We start from the raw sequence: 17173 nt of genomic DNA, 5'->3' as shown, positions 1-17173 counted from the left end.
CGCTTCACAGCACCGCAGCCAAACCAAAGCCAGTTCGACGCCTGAAACACCCCTTTGCTAAAGTGCGGCGCCAATTCCGTTCGCCTCGGCAGTCATCGCCATGTCGCCCCGCAGTGCCCAGAAACAGCAGACCCGCAAGGCCCTGATGGATGCCGCCCGCACCTTGATGGACAGTGGGCGAGGCTTCGGCAGCCTGAGCCTGCGCGAAGTGGCGCGCAGCGCCGGGATCGTCCCGACCGGTTTCTACCGGCACTTTCCGGACATGGATGCGCTCGGGCTGGCGTTGGTCGCCGAAGTGGGCGAGACCTTCCGCGAAACCATTCGCGCGGTCCGCCAGAACGAGTTCGAGCGCGGCGGGTTGATCGACGCTTCGGTGCGCATCTTCCTCGACGCGGTGGCCGCCAACCGTGGCCAGTTTCTCTTCCTCGCCCGCGAGCAATACGGCGGCTCGCAGCCGGTGCGCCAGGCCATCGCTGAGCTGCGCCAGCGCATCACCGGCGACCTTGCCGCCGACCTGCGCCTGATGGCCCGCCTTCCGCACCTGGACGACCCGGCCCTGGAGGTCTTCGCCGACCTGGTGGTGAAAACGGTCTTCGCCACCCTGCCGGAGCTGATCGACCCTCCCGCCGCCGACCTGCCCCCGCACCTGCGCCCGGAAGAGAAGATCACCCAGCAACTGCGCTTCATCATGGTGGTCGGCAAGCATTGGCAGGGGCTCGGCGGCAGATAGCACCGCAATGGTGCAAATGCTCACCTGACGCACCATTACAAACCTGACCCGTGCACCAGCTTTAACCCAGGCTCCCGCAAAGGCCGCTCCAGCACTGCGCCGCCCGGCTTGGCAAGCCCCTTGCTCTGTTTCCGGCACTGCCCATTTGCCGGATTCATCCATGCTGGTCATCCACACACGCATCGGCGCACAGGACCACCACGATGCCGAACTGCTGCTGACCTACGAAGCCCGCAGCAAGAGCCGGCTGCGCTGCTTCACCACCGACGGCGAGGACGTTGGCCTGTTTCTCGAACGCGGCCAGCCGGCGCTGCACGACGGCGAGTGCCTGCGGGCCGAGGACGGCCGCATCGTACGCGTCCGCGCCAAGTCGGAGCCGCTGCTTCACGTCACCTGCGCCAACGCCTTCGAGCTGACCCGAGCGGCCTATCACCTGGGCAACCGCCACGTCGCCCTGCAACTCGGCGACGGCTGGCTGCGCCTGCCCGACGACTATGTGCTCAAGGCCATGCTGGAACAGCTCGGCGCCAGCGTGGAGGCCGTCGAAGCACCCTACCAACCGGAACAGGGGGCCTACGGCGGCGGCCATCATCATTCCCATGCCGGCGAGGCCGAATTCAATTACGCGCCGCGCCTGCACCAGTTCGGAGTGGGCCGGTGAATCCGGCCTGGGCCCTGCTACGCCTGGCCAGTCCGCAGTTGCCCATCGGCGGCTACAGCTACTCGCAAGGGCTGGAGATGGCGGTCGAGCAGGGTTTGGTCAAGGACCCGGACAGCGCCCGCCACTGGATCGGCGACCAATTGCTGCTCAACCTCGCGCGCTTCGAGGCGCCGTTGTTGCTGGCCCACTGCGAGGCTGCCGCTGCGGGCGATTGGCCCAAGCTGGCACATCTCGCCGGGCTGCACCGCGCCAGCCGGGAAACCCGCGAGTTGCGCCTGGAAAGCCGGCAGATGGGCTACTCGCTGAAGCAGTTGCTCGACGGCCTGCCGGAGCTCGATGCCCCCTCCCGCCACCTTTTCGAACAGATCGAGGAACCCGGCCTGGCCCTCGGCTGGGCCCTGGCCGCCCGAGCCTGGCGGATCGCCCCGCAAGATGCCCTCGCCGCCTGGCTCTGGGGCTGGCTGGAAAACCAGTTGGCGGTGCTGATGAAAACCCTTCCGCTCGGCCAGCAGGCGGCCCAGCGGCTGACCTCCGAGCTGTTGCCGGTGCTCGAACAGGCCCAGCGGGGCGCCACCGGGATCGCCCCGGAGCATTGGGGTAGCGCCGCCTTCGGCCTGGCGCTCACCAGCATGGCGCACGAACGACAGTATTCGCGGCTGTTCCGTTCCTGACGGACGGCCGAAGCCCACGACAGCCCTCGGGCGGGCAGACACGATGAAAAGGAGCGATACCCATGAACAGCCAACCCCTGCGCGTCGGCATCGGCGGCCCGGTCGGTTCCGGCAAGACGGCCCTGACCCTGGCGCTGTGCCGTGCCCTGCGCGACCGCTACAACCTCGCCGTGGTCACTAACGATATCTACACTCAGGAAGACGCCCAGTTCCTGGTGCGCAACGAAGCCCTGGAGCCGGAGCGCATCATCGGCGTGGAAACCGGCGGCTGCCCGCACACGGCGATCCGCGAGGACGCCTCGATCAACTTGGAAGCGGTCGAGCAGCTCAACCGCCGCTTCCCCGGACTCGACCTGATCATCGTCGAATCCGGTGGCGACAACCTTTCCGCCACCTTCAGCCCGGAGCTGTCCGACCTGACCCTCTACGTGATCGACGTGGCCGCTGGCGACAAGCTGCCGCGCAAGGGTGGGCCCGGCATCTGCAAGTCCGACCTGCTGGTGATCAACAAGATCGACCTGGCGCCCCTGGTCGGCGCGTCGCTGGAAGTCATGGAGCGCGATACGAAGACGATGCGCGGCGACAAGCCGTTCGTCTTCAGCAACCAGAAGATCGGCCAGGGTCTCGACGAGATCATCGCCTTCATCGAGCGCCAAGGCATGCTCACCGCGGCCTGAGCCCTGTCAGGAGAAAACCATGAAACTACGCAAAAGCCTCTACGCCCTCGCCCTGTTCCTCACGCCGGCCGTAGCCTTCGCCCATCCCGGACACGATCACGCAGGGTTGCTCGCCGGCCTCGCTCACCCCGTGTTCGGCCTCGATCATCTGCTGGCGATGCTCGCCGTCGGCCTCTGGGCCGCGCAACAGCAGGGCGCAGCTCGCTGGGCACTGCCGTTGACCTTCGTCGCCACCCTGCTGGTGGGCGGGTTGTTCGGTTTCGCCGGCGTCGAAATGCCATTGATGGAAACCGGCATCGCCGGCTCGGTGCTGGCCATCGGGCTGCTGGTGGCGCTGGCCGTACGCCCGCCGCTGGCCATCGCCGTCGGCCTCACCGCGCTCTTCGCACTGGCCCATGGTGTCGCCCACGGCCTGGAACTGCCAGCCCTGGCCAGCCCCTGGGGCTATGCCGCCGGTTTCGTCGTGACCACCGCCGCGCTGCACGCCGCTGGCTATGCTCTGGTCCGCCTCCTTCCGCAGGCGGCTGCGCCCCTGGTGCGCCTGGCCGGCATCGGCTCGGCCGGCGTCGGCGCCTGGCTGCTGGCCGGCTGAAGCGTCCCGATGTCGCCGTTGCGCCGGCTCCGGCGCAACGGCTCCCACTGGAAAACGCCCCTCGCGCGTTCTTCACACCTTTGTCATAGTCCAGGCGTTCGATTCGTTCGTCGTATATGACCGATGGAAGTCCACGCATGCTGCGCTTCGCCCGTTTCGTCGTCGCACCCCTGTTGCTGATCGCCATTGCCCTCGGCCTGCTCGGGCTCACCAGCCGCCCGGCGAGCCCGCCTCCCGTGCTGACGGCTCTCGGCGACCAGCCGCTGGTCATCGCCCATCGGGGCGGCAAGGGACTCTGGCCGGAGAACACGCTGTTCGCTTTCGAGCGCGCCTTGGAACTGGGTGTGGACATGCTGGAAATGGATCTGCACCTGTCCGCCGACGGCGAGCCGGTGGTCATCCATGACACGACGCTGGAGCGCACCACCAACGGCGAGGGCCCGGTTGCCGCGCACAACCTGGCCGAACTGCAGGCCCTCGACGCCGGCTACCGCTGGAGCGCCGACGGAGGGCAGAGCTATCCCTATCGCAACCAGGGCACCCGCATCCCCAGCTTCACCGAAGTGCTGCAGCGTTTTCCGCGGGCGCCCAAGCTGGTGGAACTCAAGGTCGCCGATGACGCCTTGGCGGAACGCGTCTGCGAACAGTTGAAGCGCAGCGGGCAGACCGACCGGGTCGTCGTCGGCAGCTTCCACGAGAGCGCCTTGCGGCGTTTCCGCGAACAGTGCCCGGACGTCGCCACCTCCGCCGGCGCCAGCTCGGTGCGGCTGTTGGTGGCCCTGAACTGGATCGGCCTCGGCAAGCTGCTGTCGCCGACCTACCAGGCGCTGCAGATTCCCGAGCAGCACGGCGACCTGCGCATCGCCACGCCCGGGCTGATCGCTACCGCACGCGAACGCGGCCTGCACGTGCAGTTGTGGACGATCAACGAACAGCCGGCCATGCACCGTCTGCTGGACATGGGCGCCCAGGCCCTGATCACCGACTATCCCGACCGCGCCTTGCAACTGCTCGGACGCTCGACCCGCATCAGCGCCCTGAGCGACGAGTGAGCGAACAAAAACCGATCAATGCTGTCCAGCCCCCGCCGCACCGGCCTCCGGAGCGGCTTTACCCAAATTGATCACAGCGTTATCCACAGGCTGTGGGGAAAACTCTTTGGCCGGCTTCACTGCCATTTTTTCGCCGCCGCGACACCCGCCGAAAAAATCTTGACGCCAGGCGCCATGCCGTGCCGCGGCAGATTGCCACAGCCGCTGCACAAAACCTGAGCAGTTGCTCCCAGCCCAACGGAAACCGGGCCCAAGACGGCTTTTCCCACGCTTACCCACAGAGTTTTCCACAGTTACCGTGGAGAACTTTCCGCTGGACTTTCCAACCGGTGGATGGTTGCGCTGGACGGCCACGCCGTACAAAAGCCGAACAACCCACGGCAAGCCAGGAACGGCGCCGGCCCGGTCATTTCTTCCATAGGTTATCCACAGGATTTACCACAGCAAGCGGGGATAACGCAGGCAAGCCTATGGCGGTCAACTCATTGAAATCGGAAGAAAAACAACCTGCGGAACAAAAAACGAGCAGCCCGCCGCAAGTGGCGGGCAACAGGGCCTCGCGCCCCTTACCCGCAGTTTGTCCACAAGCTGCTCCACAGATTCTGTGGGCAATGCTGCGAAGAGGTGATTTCGAGGTCAGCTCAAGGCCAGCAGGCGACGAGCGGCAACCAGGTCTTCGAGGGCATAGCCGACCGACTTGAACAGGGTGATTTCGGCTTCGTTCCGCCGTACGCCGCGCCCTTGCAGCAAATCCCGCAGCTCGGTATCGAGGCTGGCGGCGTCGAGCCTGCCGTCGGCCATCGCGAACAGCAGGTCGCCCGCTTCGTCCAGCGCGCCGGAACGGGTGTCGACTACCACCCGCGCCCGTGCAACCGCTGCCGAATCGGTCTCGCGCATGCTCGGCAGGAAGGCGCCGACCAGATCCAGGTGGCAGCCCGGCTGCAGCCACTCACCTAGCACCAGCGGCTCCCGCGAGGTGGTGACGCAACTGATGCAGTCGGCCTGCCCGACGCTGGTGCGCAAGTCGTCGCAGGCCTCGGCCGGATATCCCTCGGCGCGCAGGCTGTCCACCAGCGCATTCACCTTCGCCGGCTGGCGTCCCCAGATTTCGACCTTCTCGTACTGCCGGACCACCGAGTGGGCACGCACCATGTGCGCGGCGAGGGTGCCGCTACCCACTACCAACAGGCGCTTCGCATCGCGCCGCGCCAGATGTTCGGCCGCCAGCGCGGAGGTGCAGGCGGTACGCCGGGCGGTCATCTCCGAGGCTTCGAGCATGGCCAGGGGCTGCCCGGTGGCATCGTCGAACAAGGCGAACAGCGCAGCCACCGAGGGCAGGCCCTTGGCGCCGTTGCCGGGATAGACGGTGACCAGCTTGACGCCGATGCCCTGCCCGCTCTGCCAGACCGGCATGCACAGCAGCGAAGCCGCCTCCGGCAAGGCGTGACTGGCGCGCAACGGCGCCTCGCAGGGGGCGGCCAGGCCGATCCGCAGTGCCTCGATCAGCTCGGCGTAATCCAGGCGCGCGGCGACATCGGCATTGCTGAAGAAACGAACGGAGTGCATGAGAACCTCATGGCGCGAATCGATGAAGGAACGAGGCCGGCGAAGATAGCCGGCCCCGGTCGAGCGGAGCCGCCTTGCGCAGCTCCTTCGTCAGCGGGCTCGAAGCCCGCCCTGGTCAGTGGCCGCCGAGATAGGCGTTGCGCACGTCCGGGTTGGCCAGCAGCTCCTGGCCCGTGCCGGTCATGCGGATTTCGCCGGTGACCATCACATAGGCGCGGTCGCTGAGCCGCAGCGCGTGGTTGGCGTTCTGCTCGACGAGGAAGATGGTCATCCCCGACTGCGCCAGCTCGCGCAGGGTCTGGAAGATCTGCTTGACCACGATGGGCGCCAGCCCGAGGGAAGGCTCGTCGAGCAGCAGCAGCTTCGGCCGGCTCATCAGCGCACGGGCGATGGCGAGCATCTGCTGCTCGCCGCCGGACATGGTCATGGCCCGCTGGTTGCGCCGCTCCTTCAGACGCGGGAACAGGTCGAACATGCGCTGCATGTCTTCGTCCGCATGGGCCATGCCGACGGGAATGGTGCCCATCAGCAGGTTCTCTTCCACGCTCATGTCGGGGAACACCCGGCGGCCTTCCGGCGACTGGGCCACGCCGTTGGAGGCGACGTAGTGGGCCGACTTCTGCGTGATATCGGTCCCGCGGTAGACGATCTGCCCGCCGCTCGCCCGCGGCTGGCCGAAGATCGACATCAGGAGGGTCGACTTGCCGGCACCGTTGGCGCCGATCAGGCTGACCGTCTCGCCTTCGTCGATGTGCAGGCTGACCTTCCGCAGCGCCTGGATCGGACCGTAGTGGACGTCGACATCCTTGAATTCGAGGAGGGTGCTCATGCCACTTCCTCCTCTTCCGCGCCCAGGTAGGCGGCGATCACCTTGGGATCGTTGCGGATCGCTTCCGGCGCCCCCGCGGCGATCACCACGCCGTGGTCGAGCACGACGATGTGCTCGGAAATGCTCATGACCATGCCCATGTCGTGTTCGATCAGTAATACGGTGAGGTCGTGTTCGTCGCGCAGGCGGCGGATGATCGCGCTGAGCGCCTCGGTTTCCGCCGGGTTGAGGCCGGCGGCGGGTTCGTCGAGGCAGATCAGCTGCGGCCGGGTGCACATGGCGCGGGCAATTTCCAGGCGGCGCTGCTGGCCGTAGGACAGTTCGCCCGCCAGACGGTTGGCGCAATCGACCAGGTCGACCACTTCCAGCCAGTAGAACGCATGGTCCAGGGCCTGGCTTTCCGCACGGCGGAAGCCGGGGGTGTTGAGCACGCCGGCGAGCAGGTTGCGGTTGACCCACATGTGCTGCGCCACCAGCAGGTTTTCCACCACCGACATTTCCTTGAACAGGCGGATGTTCTGGAAGGTGCGCGCGAGGCCCGCGCGGTTCACCAGATGGGTGCCGCCGAACATCTTGTACCAGAGGCGGCTGCCCAGTTGCCGCGGCTTGACGAAGTCGTCCGGACGGAAGGGCTCGCCGAGCACCTTGATCACGTCGGTGGTCGTGCCCCGGGCATGCAGTTGGATGCTGCCGCCGGTGGCCTTGTAGAAGCCGGTCAGGCAGTTGAACACGGTGGTCTTGCCGGCGCCATTGGGGCCAATCAAGGCCGAGATGGAGTTGCGCTTGATGTTCAGGCTGACATCGTTGAGCGCCTTGATACCGCCGAAATGCATCATCAGGCTGTCGACGGTGAGGATGTTTTCCTGGCTCATGGGGCCACTCCTTTACGCGGGGTGAAGCCACTGCGACTGATCCGGATCAGGCCACGCGGCCGCCAGATCATCATCAGCACCATCAGCACACCGAACAGCAGCACACGGTAGTCGGCGAAGCTGCGCAACAGCTCCGGCGCCACGGTCAGGACGAAGGCCGCGATCACCACTCCGACCGTCGAGCCCATGCCGCCGAGCACGACGATGGCGAGGATCAGCGCCGATTCGAAGAAGGTGAACGAGGACGGGTTGACGAAGCCCTGGTAGCTGGCGAAGAACACGCCGGCGAGGCCCGCCGTGGAAGCGCCGATCATGAACGCCGAAAGCTTCACCAGCACATGGTTGAGGCCCATGGAACGGCAGGCGATCTCATCCTCGCGCAGCGCTTCCCAGGCGCGACCGACCGGCATGCGGGTCAGGCGGTGCTTGATGTAGAGCACCAGCATCACCACCAGGAACAGCACCACGTAGATGAACAGGAACTTGATGTTGGGGTTGTAGGCGATGCCGAAGAACTCATGGAAGGGCACGCCCCCGTCCTTCGCCCGCCGGCCGAACTCCAGGCCGAGGAAGGTCGGCGACGGCACCGACATGCCGTTCGGGCCGCCGGTGAAGCTGAGCCAGTTGTTCAGCACCAGGCGGATGATCTCGCCGAACCCCAGGGTGACGATGGCGAGGTAGTCGCCGTGCATGCGCAACACCGGGAAGCCGAGGAGCATCCCGGCGCATGCCGCCATCAGCGCCGCCAGCGGCAGCACGCTCCAGAAGCCCAGGCCGAGGTGCTGGTAACCCAGCGCCAGGCCATAGGCACCGATGGCGTAGAAGGCGACGAAGCCGAGGTCGAGCAGGCCGGCGAGACCGACCACGATATTCAGCCCCAGGCCCAGCAGCACGTAGATCAGGCCGAGGATGACCACGGTCAGCAGGTACTTGCTGGCAAAGAACGGGAAGATCACGGCCAGGACGATCAGGATCGGAACGATCCACAGCAGCCGGGACTTGTGATCCGGCGGCAGCACATGAACGCCGGAGCCCGCCGTTTCGAAGCGATACAGCATGCGCTCGCCACGCGGCGATTGCAGGAACAGGCTGAGGCAGAAGCGCCCGATCACCACCGCGCCGACGAGCCAGCCGACCCGGTCGAACTGCAGATTGAAGTTGTAGCCGCTGAGCACCACACCGACGATGGGGCCGAACACGATCAGCGCCAGCAGGCCGGCGAGTACCGCGTCCAGCAGGGATTTCTTGATATCGATGGCAGAAGAAGACATGACTTACACCTTCGCCACCTGGGGACGTCCCAGGAGCCCTTGCGGTCGGAAGATCAGGATCAGGACCAGCAGCGAGAAGCTGAACACGTCCTTGTAGTCGGTGTTGACCATGCCGGAGAACTGCGCCTCGGCCACACCGAGGATGATGCCGCCGAGCATGGCGCCGGGCAGCGAGCCGATGCCGCCGAGCACTGCGGCGGTGAACGCCTTGATGCCGATGATGAAGCCGGCGTAGAAGTCGAAGGTGCCGTAGTTCATGGTGATCAGCACGCCGGCCAGCGCGGCCATGGCGGCACCGATGACGAACACGTAGGAGATCACCCGGTCGGTGTTGATGCCGAGGATCGACGCCATCTTGCGGTCCTGCTGGGTGGCGCGACACATGCGGCCCAGCCGGGTGCGCTGGATGATATAGGTCAGCGCCGCCATGCCGGCGAACGCCGCGACGAGGATGAAGACCTTGGTGTAGGTGAGCTGGACGAAACCGTCACCGATGGCGAAACGGAACGAGCCGTCGAGCAGTGTCGGAATACCCTGCTGCCGGGCGCCCTGGCTGATCTGCACGTAGTTCTGCAGGATCAGCGACATGCCGATGGCGCTGATCAGGGGGGCCAGACGGGTGGAGTTGCGCAGGGGCTTGTAGGCGATGCGCTCGATCACCCAGCCATACACACCGGTCACGCAGACGGTGAAGAGCAAGGTGCCGAGGATCAGCAGCGGGAAGGACTCCAGGCCGAAGAAGGCCAGCAGAGCCAGGGCGATCGCCGACAGGTAGGCGGAGATCATGTACACCTCGCCGTGGGCGAAGTTGATCATGCCGATGATGCCGTAGACCATGGTGTAGCCGATGGCGATCAGACCGTAGACCGACCCGAGGGTCAGCCCGTTGATCAGCTGTTGCAGGAAAATACCGTCCATGCCTCAGTCTCGTCTTTTGGAATAACCGGTCTCGAACAAAGCCGGCTTTCGCGAGTGATATCGGACGGGTACCACTGAAAACTTCGCTGCTTGAACCCGACCGCTCCGGCTGACCAGGCGGCTACCGGGCGACTTCGCAGCGATGCAGGCGGATGAAGGCTTCAGCGGTTCCCGGAATGCACCGGTGCACCGGACGATTGCCGTCCGATGCACCGGCCGAGCGCTAGCGCTTACTTCTGGTGGTATTTGCCTTGCTCATCCCACTCGTACATGACGTAGTCGGAAACTTTCAGGTCGCCCTTCGAGTCCCACTCCTTCTTGCCCATGACGGTGGCGACCGGGTTGGCCTTCAGCCACTCGGCGGCCTTGGCCGGGTCATTCTCGCCGGCGCCGTTGAAGCCGGCGGCGAGCGCCTGCAGCGAGGCATAGGCGTAGAGGGTGTAGCCTTCCGGCTCGAAGCCGTTGGCGCGGAACTTCTCGATCACCGCCTGGCCGTCCGGAATCTTGCGCGGGTCGGCGCCGAAGGTCATCAGGGTGCCCTTGACGTACTGCGGGCCGCCGGCGGTGGTGACCATCTCGTCGGTCACGATGCCGTCGCCGGAGATGAAGGTGGCGGTCAGGCCCTGCTCGCGCATCTGGCGTACCAGCGGACCGGCTTCCGGATGCAGGCCGCCGAAGTAGACGACATCGGCACCGGCGCCGCGGATCTTGGTGACCAGGGCGTTGAAGTCCTTCTCGCCACGGGTCAGACCTTCATACAGGACTTCCTTCACACCGCGCTTGTTGAGCTGCGCCTTGGTCGCGTCCGCCAGGCCCTGGCCATAGGTGTCCTTGTCGTGAAGGATCACCACTTTCTGCGCCTTCAGCACGTCGATGATGTAATCGCCGGCCACGATGCCCTGCTGGTCGTCACGGCCGCACATGCGGAACATGCCGGACAGCCCGCGCTCGGTGACCTGCGGGTTGGTCGAGCCGGGAGTCATGGCGATGATGCCGGCCTCGTCATAGACCTCCGAAGCCGGGATGGTGGAGGAAGAGCAGAAGTGGCCGACCACGCCGATGGCCTTGTCCTGGTCCACCAGGCGGTTGGCGACGGCCACAGCCTGCTTGGGTTCGCAAGCGTCGTCCGCCTTCACCAGTTTGATTTTTTCCCCATTCAAGCCACCTGCAGCGTTGATGTCCTCCGCCGCCTGGGAAGCGCCTCGCCAGTATTGCTCGCCGAACGACGCGTTGGCGCCGGTATGCGGACCGGCAACACCGATCACCACGTCAGCATGCGCCAGCGGTGCAAGACCGAGTGCGCTGGTTACCGCGAGAGCCAGAAAACCTTTCTTGTAAATCTTCTGCAACATGGAGTTTTGCTCCTGATGGGTTATGTGATGGCTTGGGGTGTTCAGCAAGTGGCGTGCCACTGTTCCAAACGAAACGAAAAATCTCGGATCGGTTTCCTCGTCATGATGAAAAGGCTTGAGATACGGGCACGTGCAACCCAGCCAACAGAAAGGTGCAACCATCGCGAACGCAAAGCGCAACCAAATGGAAAAGACAGCGCAACCCTCTCCCCGAGGAAGTGCAACCTGCCGTAACCACCACTGTCACTGAACTGCACACACCTGGTGCACCCGCACCACGGCACGCACCGTAACAGGCTAGCCCAGAGCCGGCCGCTTGCAGCGAAACGGCCCCATTCAAATCACCACGCGCAAGCACTGCCCGGCGTGATAAAGCGAGAACCCTGCTTCATACAAGCCGCTGCGCACCCCCACCGCGGACACCGCCCGCATGGGCTGGAACGGCATGGGCAGGACTTCGGCATCGCCAGTGCACAGGTAATCGGCGAACGCCTTGCCGACCACGCTGCCAGTGGTCACGCCGCGCCCGTTGTAGCCGGTCACCGCGACCAATCCGGGCGCCGGCTCGAACAGGCGCATCAAATGCTCCGGCGTAAAGGCGATGCAGCCGGTCCAGGTGCACTCCCACTCCACCTTGCCCAGGCGAGGGAAGTAATGGGACTGGATGCGGTCGGCCCAGGCACGTATGAACCACTCGGGCTTGCGCGCGCCGTTACCCAGGCTGCCGAGCAACAGGCGCCCGTCGGCATCGCGGCGGATGCTGCTGAGGACTTGGCGGGTATCCCAGGAGCCCTGCCCGCCCGGCAGGATGCTCGCCGCCTCGGGCCCTTCGAGCGGCACCGACGCGACCTGATAGTAGTAGCCGGGGAAGAAACTGCGGCGCAGCTCGGTCCACTCGCCCTCGGTATACGCGTTCGAAGCGATCACCACCTGGGCCGCCCTGACCGCTCCCTGGGCGGTGACCACCAACCAGTCGCCGTCGCCCTGGCGCTCCAGGCGCAGCACCGGGGAGCGCTCGTACAACTCGCCACCGAGGCTGCGCACCGCCCTGGCCAGGCCCTGGGTGTAGCCCATGGGATTGAGCGTACCGGCCCGGCGGTCGAGCAGTGCCGCGGCGATCCGGGTGGTACCGGTGGCTTCGCGACAGGCCGCACCGGTAAGCAGCTCGACCGGCGCGCCGCGGCGGCGCCATTGTTCGCAGCGGCTTTCCAGATCGGCCTGGCCGCGGCTGTTGTGAGCCATGTGCAGGGTGCCTTCGCGGCGCAACTGGCAATCGATGCCATAGCGGTCGACCAGCGAGAACACCAGCGAAGGCGCAGCACCCAGGGTTCGATTGAGCTTCTCGCCCACCGCCTGTCCCAGGCGCGCTTCGATTTCGTCCGGAGGAATCCACAGCCCGGCATTCACCAGCCCGACGTTACGGCCGGAGCCCCCAGTGCCCGCCTGCTGGGCCTCGAGCACGCACACCCGCCGCCCCTGCTCGAGCAGGTGCACAGCCGCGCTCAGACCGGTGAAGCCCGCACCGATCACACAGACATCGGCCTTGCGCTCGCCATTCAGGACCGGCGCGTTCTGCCGCTCGGGCGTCAAGCGCTCCCACAGACATTCCTGACGCAAGCTCATGTTCGGACTCCTCGCTCGATTGGCTCATCTATTCCGTCGCACCCGGGCGGAACGCCCTGGAAGCGAAACGTGACAGTAGTAGCCGGCTTCGAAATTGCCAACAAACGACATTTCCTCCGAACATCATTCCGTTTGGTCATGCGACCGGAATACCGAAATAGAGCCCCTTCAGAGCAACAGACTGCGGTCGAAGACGAACACCTGCCGCGCCCTCGGCGTAAAGCGCAGAACATGCTGGGGCCGCCCCATGGGCGGCCTGTTGAGGGTGCCGGTGTCCTCGATCCAGCCGGCCTTCTTCATCCGCTCCAGACGCCCACGCAAACTCGAATGCTGGACCTCCTGGCCGATCGCCACCTGGAACGCGACCAGCGCATCCGCCACGGTGAAGCGCTCCGCCAGCAGATACAGCGGCAGCGCGCTATAGGCCGACTTGCCGGCCAGCCGCTCGCAGGCCTGTTCGACCAGATGCCGGTGATCGAAAGGCAGCGGGAAGCGCTCCTGACGAACTTCGTCCAAGGGCACGAAACGCAGGTCCTCGTCGCCAGCCTCGACACCCGACCCGACCAGCGCCAGGTAGCACACGCTCAGCGACCAGCCGCGCGGATCGCGCACGGCATTACCCACAGTGGCCACCTGCTCCAGGTAGGCGGGCTCGATCCGCGCTTTGTCGCGCAAAGCACGGCAGGCGGCATCTTCGAGACTGCGGTCAGCACACAGGCCGTTGATCAATACGCCCGGCAACGCCCAATGCCCTTCGTAGGGCGCCTGGGCACGGCGGATCAACAGCAACTCCAGCCCCTGCCGGGGATCGAGGCGCAGCGCAACGATATCGACGCTGGCCAGTATTTCGGCGGAACTCATCGAACCTCCCGATCCAGAAATCGTCATCCGCTTTACCGACATCCCGCCGGCAAAAATTCCAAAGCCATCCTAAGCCGAGCCCGGCGACTTATTCCACCATGTATAGAAACTTTGACTCAGCTCAAATTTTACGGTTGACGACTTTTTACACGTCATGAATTATATAGCCAGACATCAGGACGAACCGGAGCCCCCATGAAAATCGCCAGCTTCGATGTGGACGCCCAGAAAGGCTTCACCCCGCTCTGCCCGGAGGAACTGCCGGTGCCGGGCGGCGACGAAATCGCCGAAGCGCTCAACCACATGGACAGCCGCGCGGACCTGCGCCTGGGCAGCAAGGACGCCCACAGCCCCCGAGCCGCCTGGGTGGTGGCCACGCCGGAAGAAATGCTGCACCCGCTGCCGCTGGCCAACGCCGACCTGACCTGGGTCAGCCACTGCGTTCCCGGTACCCGTGGCTTCGAGCTGCTCGACGGCTTGCCGCAGCCGGCGGACTACGACTACTTCGTCTGGAAGGGCGTCGAACCGGATCTCCACCCCTACGGCGCTTGCTACCACGACCTCGCCGAGCGCCGCAGCACCGGGGCCATCGAATACCTCCGGCAGAACGCGGTCGATCTCGTCCTGGTCGGCGGCCTCGCCCTGGATTACTGCGTCAAGACCACAGCCCTGCAACTGCGGCGCGCCGGCTTTCAGGTAGCCCTCTACCTGCCCGCCTGCCGGGCCCTCGCCGCCAACAGTGGCGAGCAGGCGCTGGAGGAGCTGCGCAACTCCGGTGTTCGCCTATGCGAAGACCCGACCCAACTGGATGCCGCCATCGCCGCAGCAGTCCCGAATCTGGAGAAGAAGTGATGGGCGAGAGCGTATTTGCCGACCGTATCGTGCAGAACCTGCTGGATACCGATTTCTACAAGCTGACGATGATGCAGGCGGTCCTGCACAACTACCCCAACGCCGAGGTGGAGTGGGAATTCCGCTGCCGCAACCGCGAGGACCTGCGCCCTTACCTGGCGGAAATCCGCTACCAGCTCGAACGCCTCGCGGAACTGGAAATCACCGCTGACCAGCTCGCCTTCCTCGAACGCATCCCGTTCATGAAGCCGGATTTCATCCGCTTCCTGCGCCTGTTCCGCTTCGATCTGCGCTACGTCCAGACCGGCATCGAGGACGACCAGTTGTTCATTCGCCTGCGCGGCCCGTGGCTGCACGTCATCCTCTTCGAGGTGCCGGTCCTGGCCATCGTCAGCGAAGTGCGCAACCGCTACCGCTATCGCGACGTGCTCATAGAACAGGTCCGCGAACGACTCTACGAGAAGCTCGACTGGCTGCGCCGCGAGGCCAGCGCCGAGGAACTGGCGGAATTCCAGTTGGCCGACTTCGGCACCCGCCGGCGCTTCTCCTACCGCGTCCAGGAAGAGGTGGTGCACATCCTCAAGCGCGACTTCCCAGGGCGCTTCGTCGGCACCAGCAACGTCCACCTGGCGCGGGAATTCGACCTCAAGCCCATCGGCACCATGGCCCACGAATGGCTGATGGCCCACCAGCAGCTCGGCCCGCGCCTGATCGACAGCCAGAGCGCCGCGCTGGATTGCTGGGTGCGCGAATACCGCGGCCTGCTCGGCATCGCGTTGACCGATTGCATCACCATGGATGCCTTCCTGCGCGACTTCGATCTGTACTTCGCCAAACTGTTCGACGGCCTGCGCCACGACTCCGGCGATCCGCTGGCCTGGGCCGAGAAGGCCATCGCCCACTACCACAAGCTGGGAGTCGATCCGCAGACCAAGACCCTGGTGTTTTCCGACGCCCTCGACCTGCCCAAGGCGCTGGCGATCTTCCGCGCGCTGCGTGGTCGGATACAGGTGAGCTTCGGCATCGGCAGCAACCTGACCTGCGACATCCCCGGTGTCGAGCCGATGAATATCGTGCTGAAGATGACCGCCTGCAACGGCCAGCCGGTCGCGAAGATTTCCGATGCACCGGGCAAGACCCAGTGCCGCGACGAGAATTTCGTCGCCTACCTGCGCCATGTCTTTCAGGTAGGTTCCTGAACCGCCGCCAAGGAGTAACACCATGCAAGAGCTGCAAAGCGCCATCGCCGACGAACTCCAGGTCCGACCGCCCTTCACCGGCCCGTCGGACATCGACGCGGAAGTCCAGCGACGCATCGCCTTCATCCAGCAGTGCCTGCGCGACGCCGGCCTGAAGACGCTGGTCCTCGGCATCAGCGGCGGGGTCGATTCGCTGACCGCCGGCCTGCTGGCCCAGCGCGCCGTCGAGCGCCTGCGGGCCGAGACCGGCGACGACGGCTACCGCTTCATCGCCGTGCGCCTGCCCTATCAGGTCCAGAAGGACGAGGCCCATGCCCAGGAATCGCTGGTCTGCATCGCGCCGGACGAGACCCACACCGTGAACATCGGCCCGGCGGTCCAGGCCCTGGCGGCACAGATCGAAGCCCTGGAAGGGCTGACACCCGGCAGCGCCGACTTCGTGCTCGGCAACGTCAAGGCACGCATGCGCATGGTCGCCCAATATGCTATCGCCAATGCCCGCCAGGGATTGGTGATCGGCACCGACCATGCCGCCGAAGCGGTGATGGGCTTCTTCACCAAGTTCGGCGACGGCGCCTGCGACCTCGCCCCGCTCAGCGGGCTGGTGAAGCACCAGGTCCGCGCCATTGCCCGCGCCCTGGGCGCACCGGAACACCTGGTGGAAAAAATCCCCACCGCCGACCTGGAGGACCTCAGCCCCGGTAAGCCGGACGAGGAAGCCCACGGCGTCAGCTATACCGATATCGACGCCTTCCTCCACGGGCGCACGGTGCGCCCGGAAGCGGCGGAAATCATCTGCCGGACCTTCGAGAAAACCCGCCACAAACGGGAGCAACCGAAGGCACCGTGACTCCGCATCAGGGACATCCGCACTGCGCAACTTTCTGCCAGCATCCTGTGGATAACCTTGTGGATGAACGCTGGTAGCCGTTGCGCTGCCTGACCTTCCGCCCACTGCGCAAAAACTTGCGCAGTGGTGCGCAACTTCTTGCGCACTTTTTTGTGATCGCCTTCGCATCGGGGCTTTTCGGCGCTCTTATCGTTCTGCTATCCCTTTGAATTACTTGGTCTTTTCTCTTCCTGGCACGTCCCTCGCTATGTCCCCGGCTCCCGGACCACTTCCGGTCCATGACCCAAGGCAAGGAGAGCTCTCATGCCAACACCCGCGTACCTGTCCCTCGAAGGCACCAAACAAGGTCTGATCACCGCTGGCACCTTCACCGAGGACTCGGTCGGCAACATCTTCCAGGAAGGTCATGAAGACCAGATCCTGGTCCAGGCTTACAACCACCAGGTCATCATTCCCCGCGACCCGCAGTCCGGCCAGCCCACCGGCCAGCGCGTGCACAAACCGCTGATGATCACCAAGGTCTTCGACAAGTCCTCCCCGCTGATCTTCAACGCCCTGACCTCCGGCGAGCGTCTGAACAAGTGCCGTCTGGAGTGG

At 65.2% G+C, this 17173-nt stretch carries 18 protein-coding genes; 10 read left to right on the top strand and 8 right to left on the bottom strand.

Translation table 11 applies throughout. The annotated features are described in order from the left end of the window. Nucleotides 1-100: 100 nt before the first annotated feature. The 6 genes from PIN01S_RS21305 (at nucleotide 101) to PIN01S_RS21280 (ending at nucleotide 4383) form a co-directional block, all read left to right on the top strand. Nucleotides 101-730 (top strand): TetR family transcriptional regulator, encoded by a 630-nt coding sequence (locus tag PIN01S_RS21305; RefSeq protein ID WP_084338753.1) that lies wholly within the window; start codon nucleotides 101-103, stop codon nucleotides 728-730. A 160-nt stretch (nucleotides 731-890) separates the two neighbouring features. Further along, nucleotides 891-1391 (top strand): urease accessory protein UreE, encoded by a 501-nt coding sequence (gene ureE, locus PIN01S_RS21300; RefSeq protein WP_084338751.1) that lies wholly within the window; start codon nucleotides 891-893, stop codon nucleotides 1389-1391. Beyond that, the gene (locus PIN01S_RS21295; protein ID WP_084338749.1) at nucleotides 1388-2062 is read left to right on the top strand and encodes an urease accessory protein UreF; all 675 of its coding nucleotides are present in this window, start codon (nucleotides 1388-1390) and stop codon (nucleotides 2060-2062) included. The genes ureE and PIN01S_RS21295 overlap by 4 nt, the downstream gene beginning before the upstream one ends. A 62-nt stretch (nucleotides 2063-2124) precedes the next feature. Further along, a complete protein-coding gene (gene ureG, locus PIN01S_RS21290) occupies nucleotides 2125-2739 on the top strand; it encodes an urease accessory protein UreG (protein WP_084338747.1) in 615 nt (204 codons plus the stop codon). A 19-nt stretch (nucleotides 2740-2758) separates the two neighbouring features. Beyond that, complete coding sequence (locus tag PIN01S_RS21285) at nucleotides 2759-3331, top strand: HupE/UreJ family protein (RefSeq protein ID WP_084338745.1); 573 nt, start codon at nucleotides 2759-2761, stop codon at nucleotides 3329-3331. Between the two features lie 137 nt (nucleotides 3332-3468). Continuing rightward, nucleotides 3469-4383, top strand: a complete 915-nt coding sequence (locus tag PIN01S_RS21280) for a glycerophosphodiester phosphodiesterase family protein (protein WP_084338743.1) — start codon at nucleotides 3469-3471, stop codon at nucleotides 4381-4383. Between the two features lie 636 nt (nucleotides 4384-5019). On the opposite strand, the gene lhpI is transcribed toward PIN01S_RS21280, so the two are convergent. The 8 genes from lhpI to PIN01S_RS21240 form a co-directional block, all read right to left on the bottom strand. Next, nucleotides 5020-5949: a bifunctional Delta(1)-pyrroline-2-carboxylate/Delta(1)-piperideine-2-carboxylate reductase gene (gene lhpI, locus PIN01S_RS21275; protein WP_084338741.1), complete on the bottom strand. Its 930-nt coding sequence runs from the start codon at nucleotides 5947-5949 to the stop codon at nucleotides 5020-5022. Nucleotides 5950-6064: 115 nt separating this feature from the next. Beyond that, nucleotides 6065-6778, bottom strand: coding sequence for an ABC transporter ATP-binding protein (locus PIN01S_RS21270; RefSeq protein WP_084338739.1), 714 nt, complete (start codon nucleotides 6776-6778; stop codon nucleotides 6065-6067). Further along, entirely contained in the window at nucleotides 6775-7650 is an 876-nt protein-coding gene (locus PIN01S_RS21265; protein WP_084338738.1) for an ATP-binding cassette domain-containing protein, read from the bottom strand. Before PIN01S_RS21265 ends, PIN01S_RS21270 begins: the two co-directional genes overlap by 4 nt. Next, a complete protein-coding gene (livM, locus tag PIN01S_RS21260; protein ID WP_084338736.1) occupies nucleotides 7647-8921 on the bottom strand; it encodes a high-affinity branched-chain amino acid ABC transporter permease LivM in 1275 nt (424 codons plus the stop codon). Before livM ends, PIN01S_RS21265 begins: the two co-directional genes overlap by 4 nt. Before the next feature lie 3 nt (nucleotides 8922-8924). Next, nucleotides 8925-9839: an ABC transporter permease subunit gene (locus PIN01S_RS21255; RefSeq protein WP_084338734.1), complete on the bottom strand. Its 915-nt coding sequence runs from the start codon at nucleotides 9837-9839 to the stop codon at nucleotides 8925-8927. A gap of 230 nt (nucleotides 9840-10069) precedes the next feature. Beyond that, on the bottom strand, nucleotides 10070-11191 hold the full coding sequence (locus PIN01S_RS21250; RefSeq protein WP_084338732.1) for a branched-chain amino acid ABC transporter substrate-binding protein: 1122 nt from the start codon (nucleotides 11189-11191) through the stop codon (nucleotides 10070-10072). 336 nt (nucleotides 11192-11527) lie between these two features. Then, nucleotides 11528-12814 (bottom strand): L-pipecolate oxidase, encoded by a 1287-nt coding sequence (gene amaA / locus PIN01S_RS21245; protein WP_084338730.1) that lies wholly within the window; start codon nucleotides 12812-12814, stop codon nucleotides 11528-11530. A 168-nt stretch (nucleotides 12815-12982) separates the two neighbouring features. Continuing rightward, the gene (locus PIN01S_RS21240; protein ID WP_084338728.1) at nucleotides 12983-13675 is read right to left on the bottom strand and encodes an NUDIX domain-containing protein; all 693 of its coding nucleotides are present in this window, start codon (nucleotides 13673-13675) and stop codon (nucleotides 12983-12985) included. A gap of 195 nt (nucleotides 13676-13870) precedes the next feature. Between PIN01S_RS21240 and PIN01S_RS21235 the strand changes: the two genes are divergently transcribed. From PIN01S_RS21235 to tssD, 4 genes are all read left to right on the top strand, one after another. Further along, nucleotides 13871-14527, top strand: coding sequence for a nicotinamidase (locus tag PIN01S_RS21235; protein WP_084338726.1), 657 nt, complete (start codon nucleotides 13871-13873; stop codon nucleotides 14525-14527). Next, the gene (pncB, locus tag PIN01S_RS21230) at nucleotides 14527-15726 is read left to right on the top strand and encodes a nicotinate phosphoribosyltransferase (RefSeq protein ID WP_084338724.1); all 1200 of its coding nucleotides are present in this window, start codon (nucleotides 14527-14529) and stop codon (nucleotides 15724-15726) included. The genes PIN01S_RS21235 and pncB overlap by 1 nt, the downstream gene beginning before the upstream one ends. Nucleotides 15727-15748: 22 nt before the next feature. After that, nucleotides 15749-16576, top strand: a complete 828-nt coding sequence (gene nadE, locus PIN01S_RS21225; protein ID WP_084338722.1) for an NAD(+) synthase — start codon at nucleotides 15749-15751, stop codon at nucleotides 16574-16576. Between the two features lie 303 nt (nucleotides 16577-16879). Beyond that, nucleotides 16880-17173: type VI secretion system tube protein TssD (gene tssD, locus PIN01S_RS21220; RefSeq protein WP_139809707.1), on the top strand; the 294-nt coding region annotated here is incomplete at its 3' end.

It is taken from the genome of Pseudomonas indica NBRC 103045, from assembly GCF_002091635.1.
Taxonomy (GTDB): domain Bacteria; phylum Pseudomonadota; class Gammaproteobacteria; order Pseudomonadales; family Pseudomonadaceae; genus Pseudomonas_M; species Pseudomonas_M indica.
This window is presented reverse-complemented; position numbering and strand designations above follow the sequence as displayed.

What these genes read in the sequence shown, in the direction of transcription:
- PIN01S_RS21305 (WP_084338753.1), top strand. Translation starts at nt 101, where the DNA reads ATGTCGCCCCGCAGTGCCCAGAAACAGCAGACCCGCAAGGCCCTGATG.
- ureE (WP_084338751.1), top strand. Translation starts at nt 891, where the DNA reads ATGCTGGTCATCCACACACGCATCGGCGCACAGGACCACCACGATGCC.
- ureG (WP_084338747.1), top strand. Translation starts at nt 2,125, where the DNA reads ATGAACAGCCAACCCCTGCGCGTCGGCATCGGCGGCCCGGTCGGTTCC.
- PIN01S_RS21285 (WP_084338745.1), top strand. Translation starts at nt 2,759, where the DNA reads ATGAAACTACGCAAAAGCCTCTACGCCCTCGCCCTGTTCCTCACGCCG.
- PIN01S_RS21280 (WP_084338743.1), top strand. Translation starts at nt 3,469, where the DNA reads ATGCTGCGCTTCGCCCGTTTCGTCGTCGCACCCCTGTTGCTGATCGCC.
- lhpI (WP_084338741.1), bottom strand. Translation starts at nt 5,949, where the DNA reads ATGCACTCCGTTCGTTTCTTCAGCAATGCCGATGTCGCCGCGCGCCTG.
- PIN01S_RS21270 (WP_084338739.1), bottom strand. Translation starts at nt 6,778, where the DNA reads ATGAGCACCCTCCTCGAATTCAAGGATGTCGACGTCCACTACGGTCCG.
- PIN01S_RS21265 (WP_084338738.1), bottom strand. Translation starts at nt 7,650, where the DNA reads ATGAGCCAGGAAAACATCCTCACCGTCGACAGCCTGATGATGCATTTC.
- livM (WP_084338736.1), bottom strand. Translation starts at nt 8,921, where the DNA reads ATGTCTTCTTCTGCCATCGATATCAAGAAATCCCTGCTGGACGCGGTA.
- PIN01S_RS21255 (WP_084338734.1), bottom strand. Translation starts at nt 9,839, where the DNA reads ATGGACGGTATTTTCCTGCAACAGCTGATCAACGGGCTGACCCTCGGG.
- PIN01S_RS21250 (WP_084338732.1), bottom strand. Translation starts at nt 11,191, where the DNA reads ATGTTGCAGAAGATTTACAAGAAAGGTTTTCTGGCTCTCGCGGTAACC.
- amaA (WP_084338730.1), bottom strand. Translation starts at nt 12,814, where the DNA reads ATGAGCTTGCGTCAGGAATGTCTGTGGGAGCGCTTGACGCCCGAGCGG.
- PIN01S_RS21240 (WP_084338728.1), bottom strand. Translation starts at nt 13,675, where the DNA reads ATGAGTTCCGCCGAAATACTGGCCAGCGTCGATATCGTTGCGCTGCGC.
- PIN01S_RS21235 (WP_084338726.1), top strand. Translation starts at nt 13,871, where the DNA reads ATGAAAATCGCCAGCTTCGATGTGGACGCCCAGAAAGGCTTCACCCCG.
- pncB (WP_084338724.1), top strand. Translation starts at nt 14,527, where the DNA reads ATGGGCGAGAGCGTATTTGCCGACCGTATCGTGCAGAACCTGCTGGAT.
- nadE (WP_084338722.1), top strand. Translation starts at nt 15,749, where the DNA reads ATGCAAGAGCTGCAAAGCGCCATCGCCGACGAACTCCAGGTCCGACCG.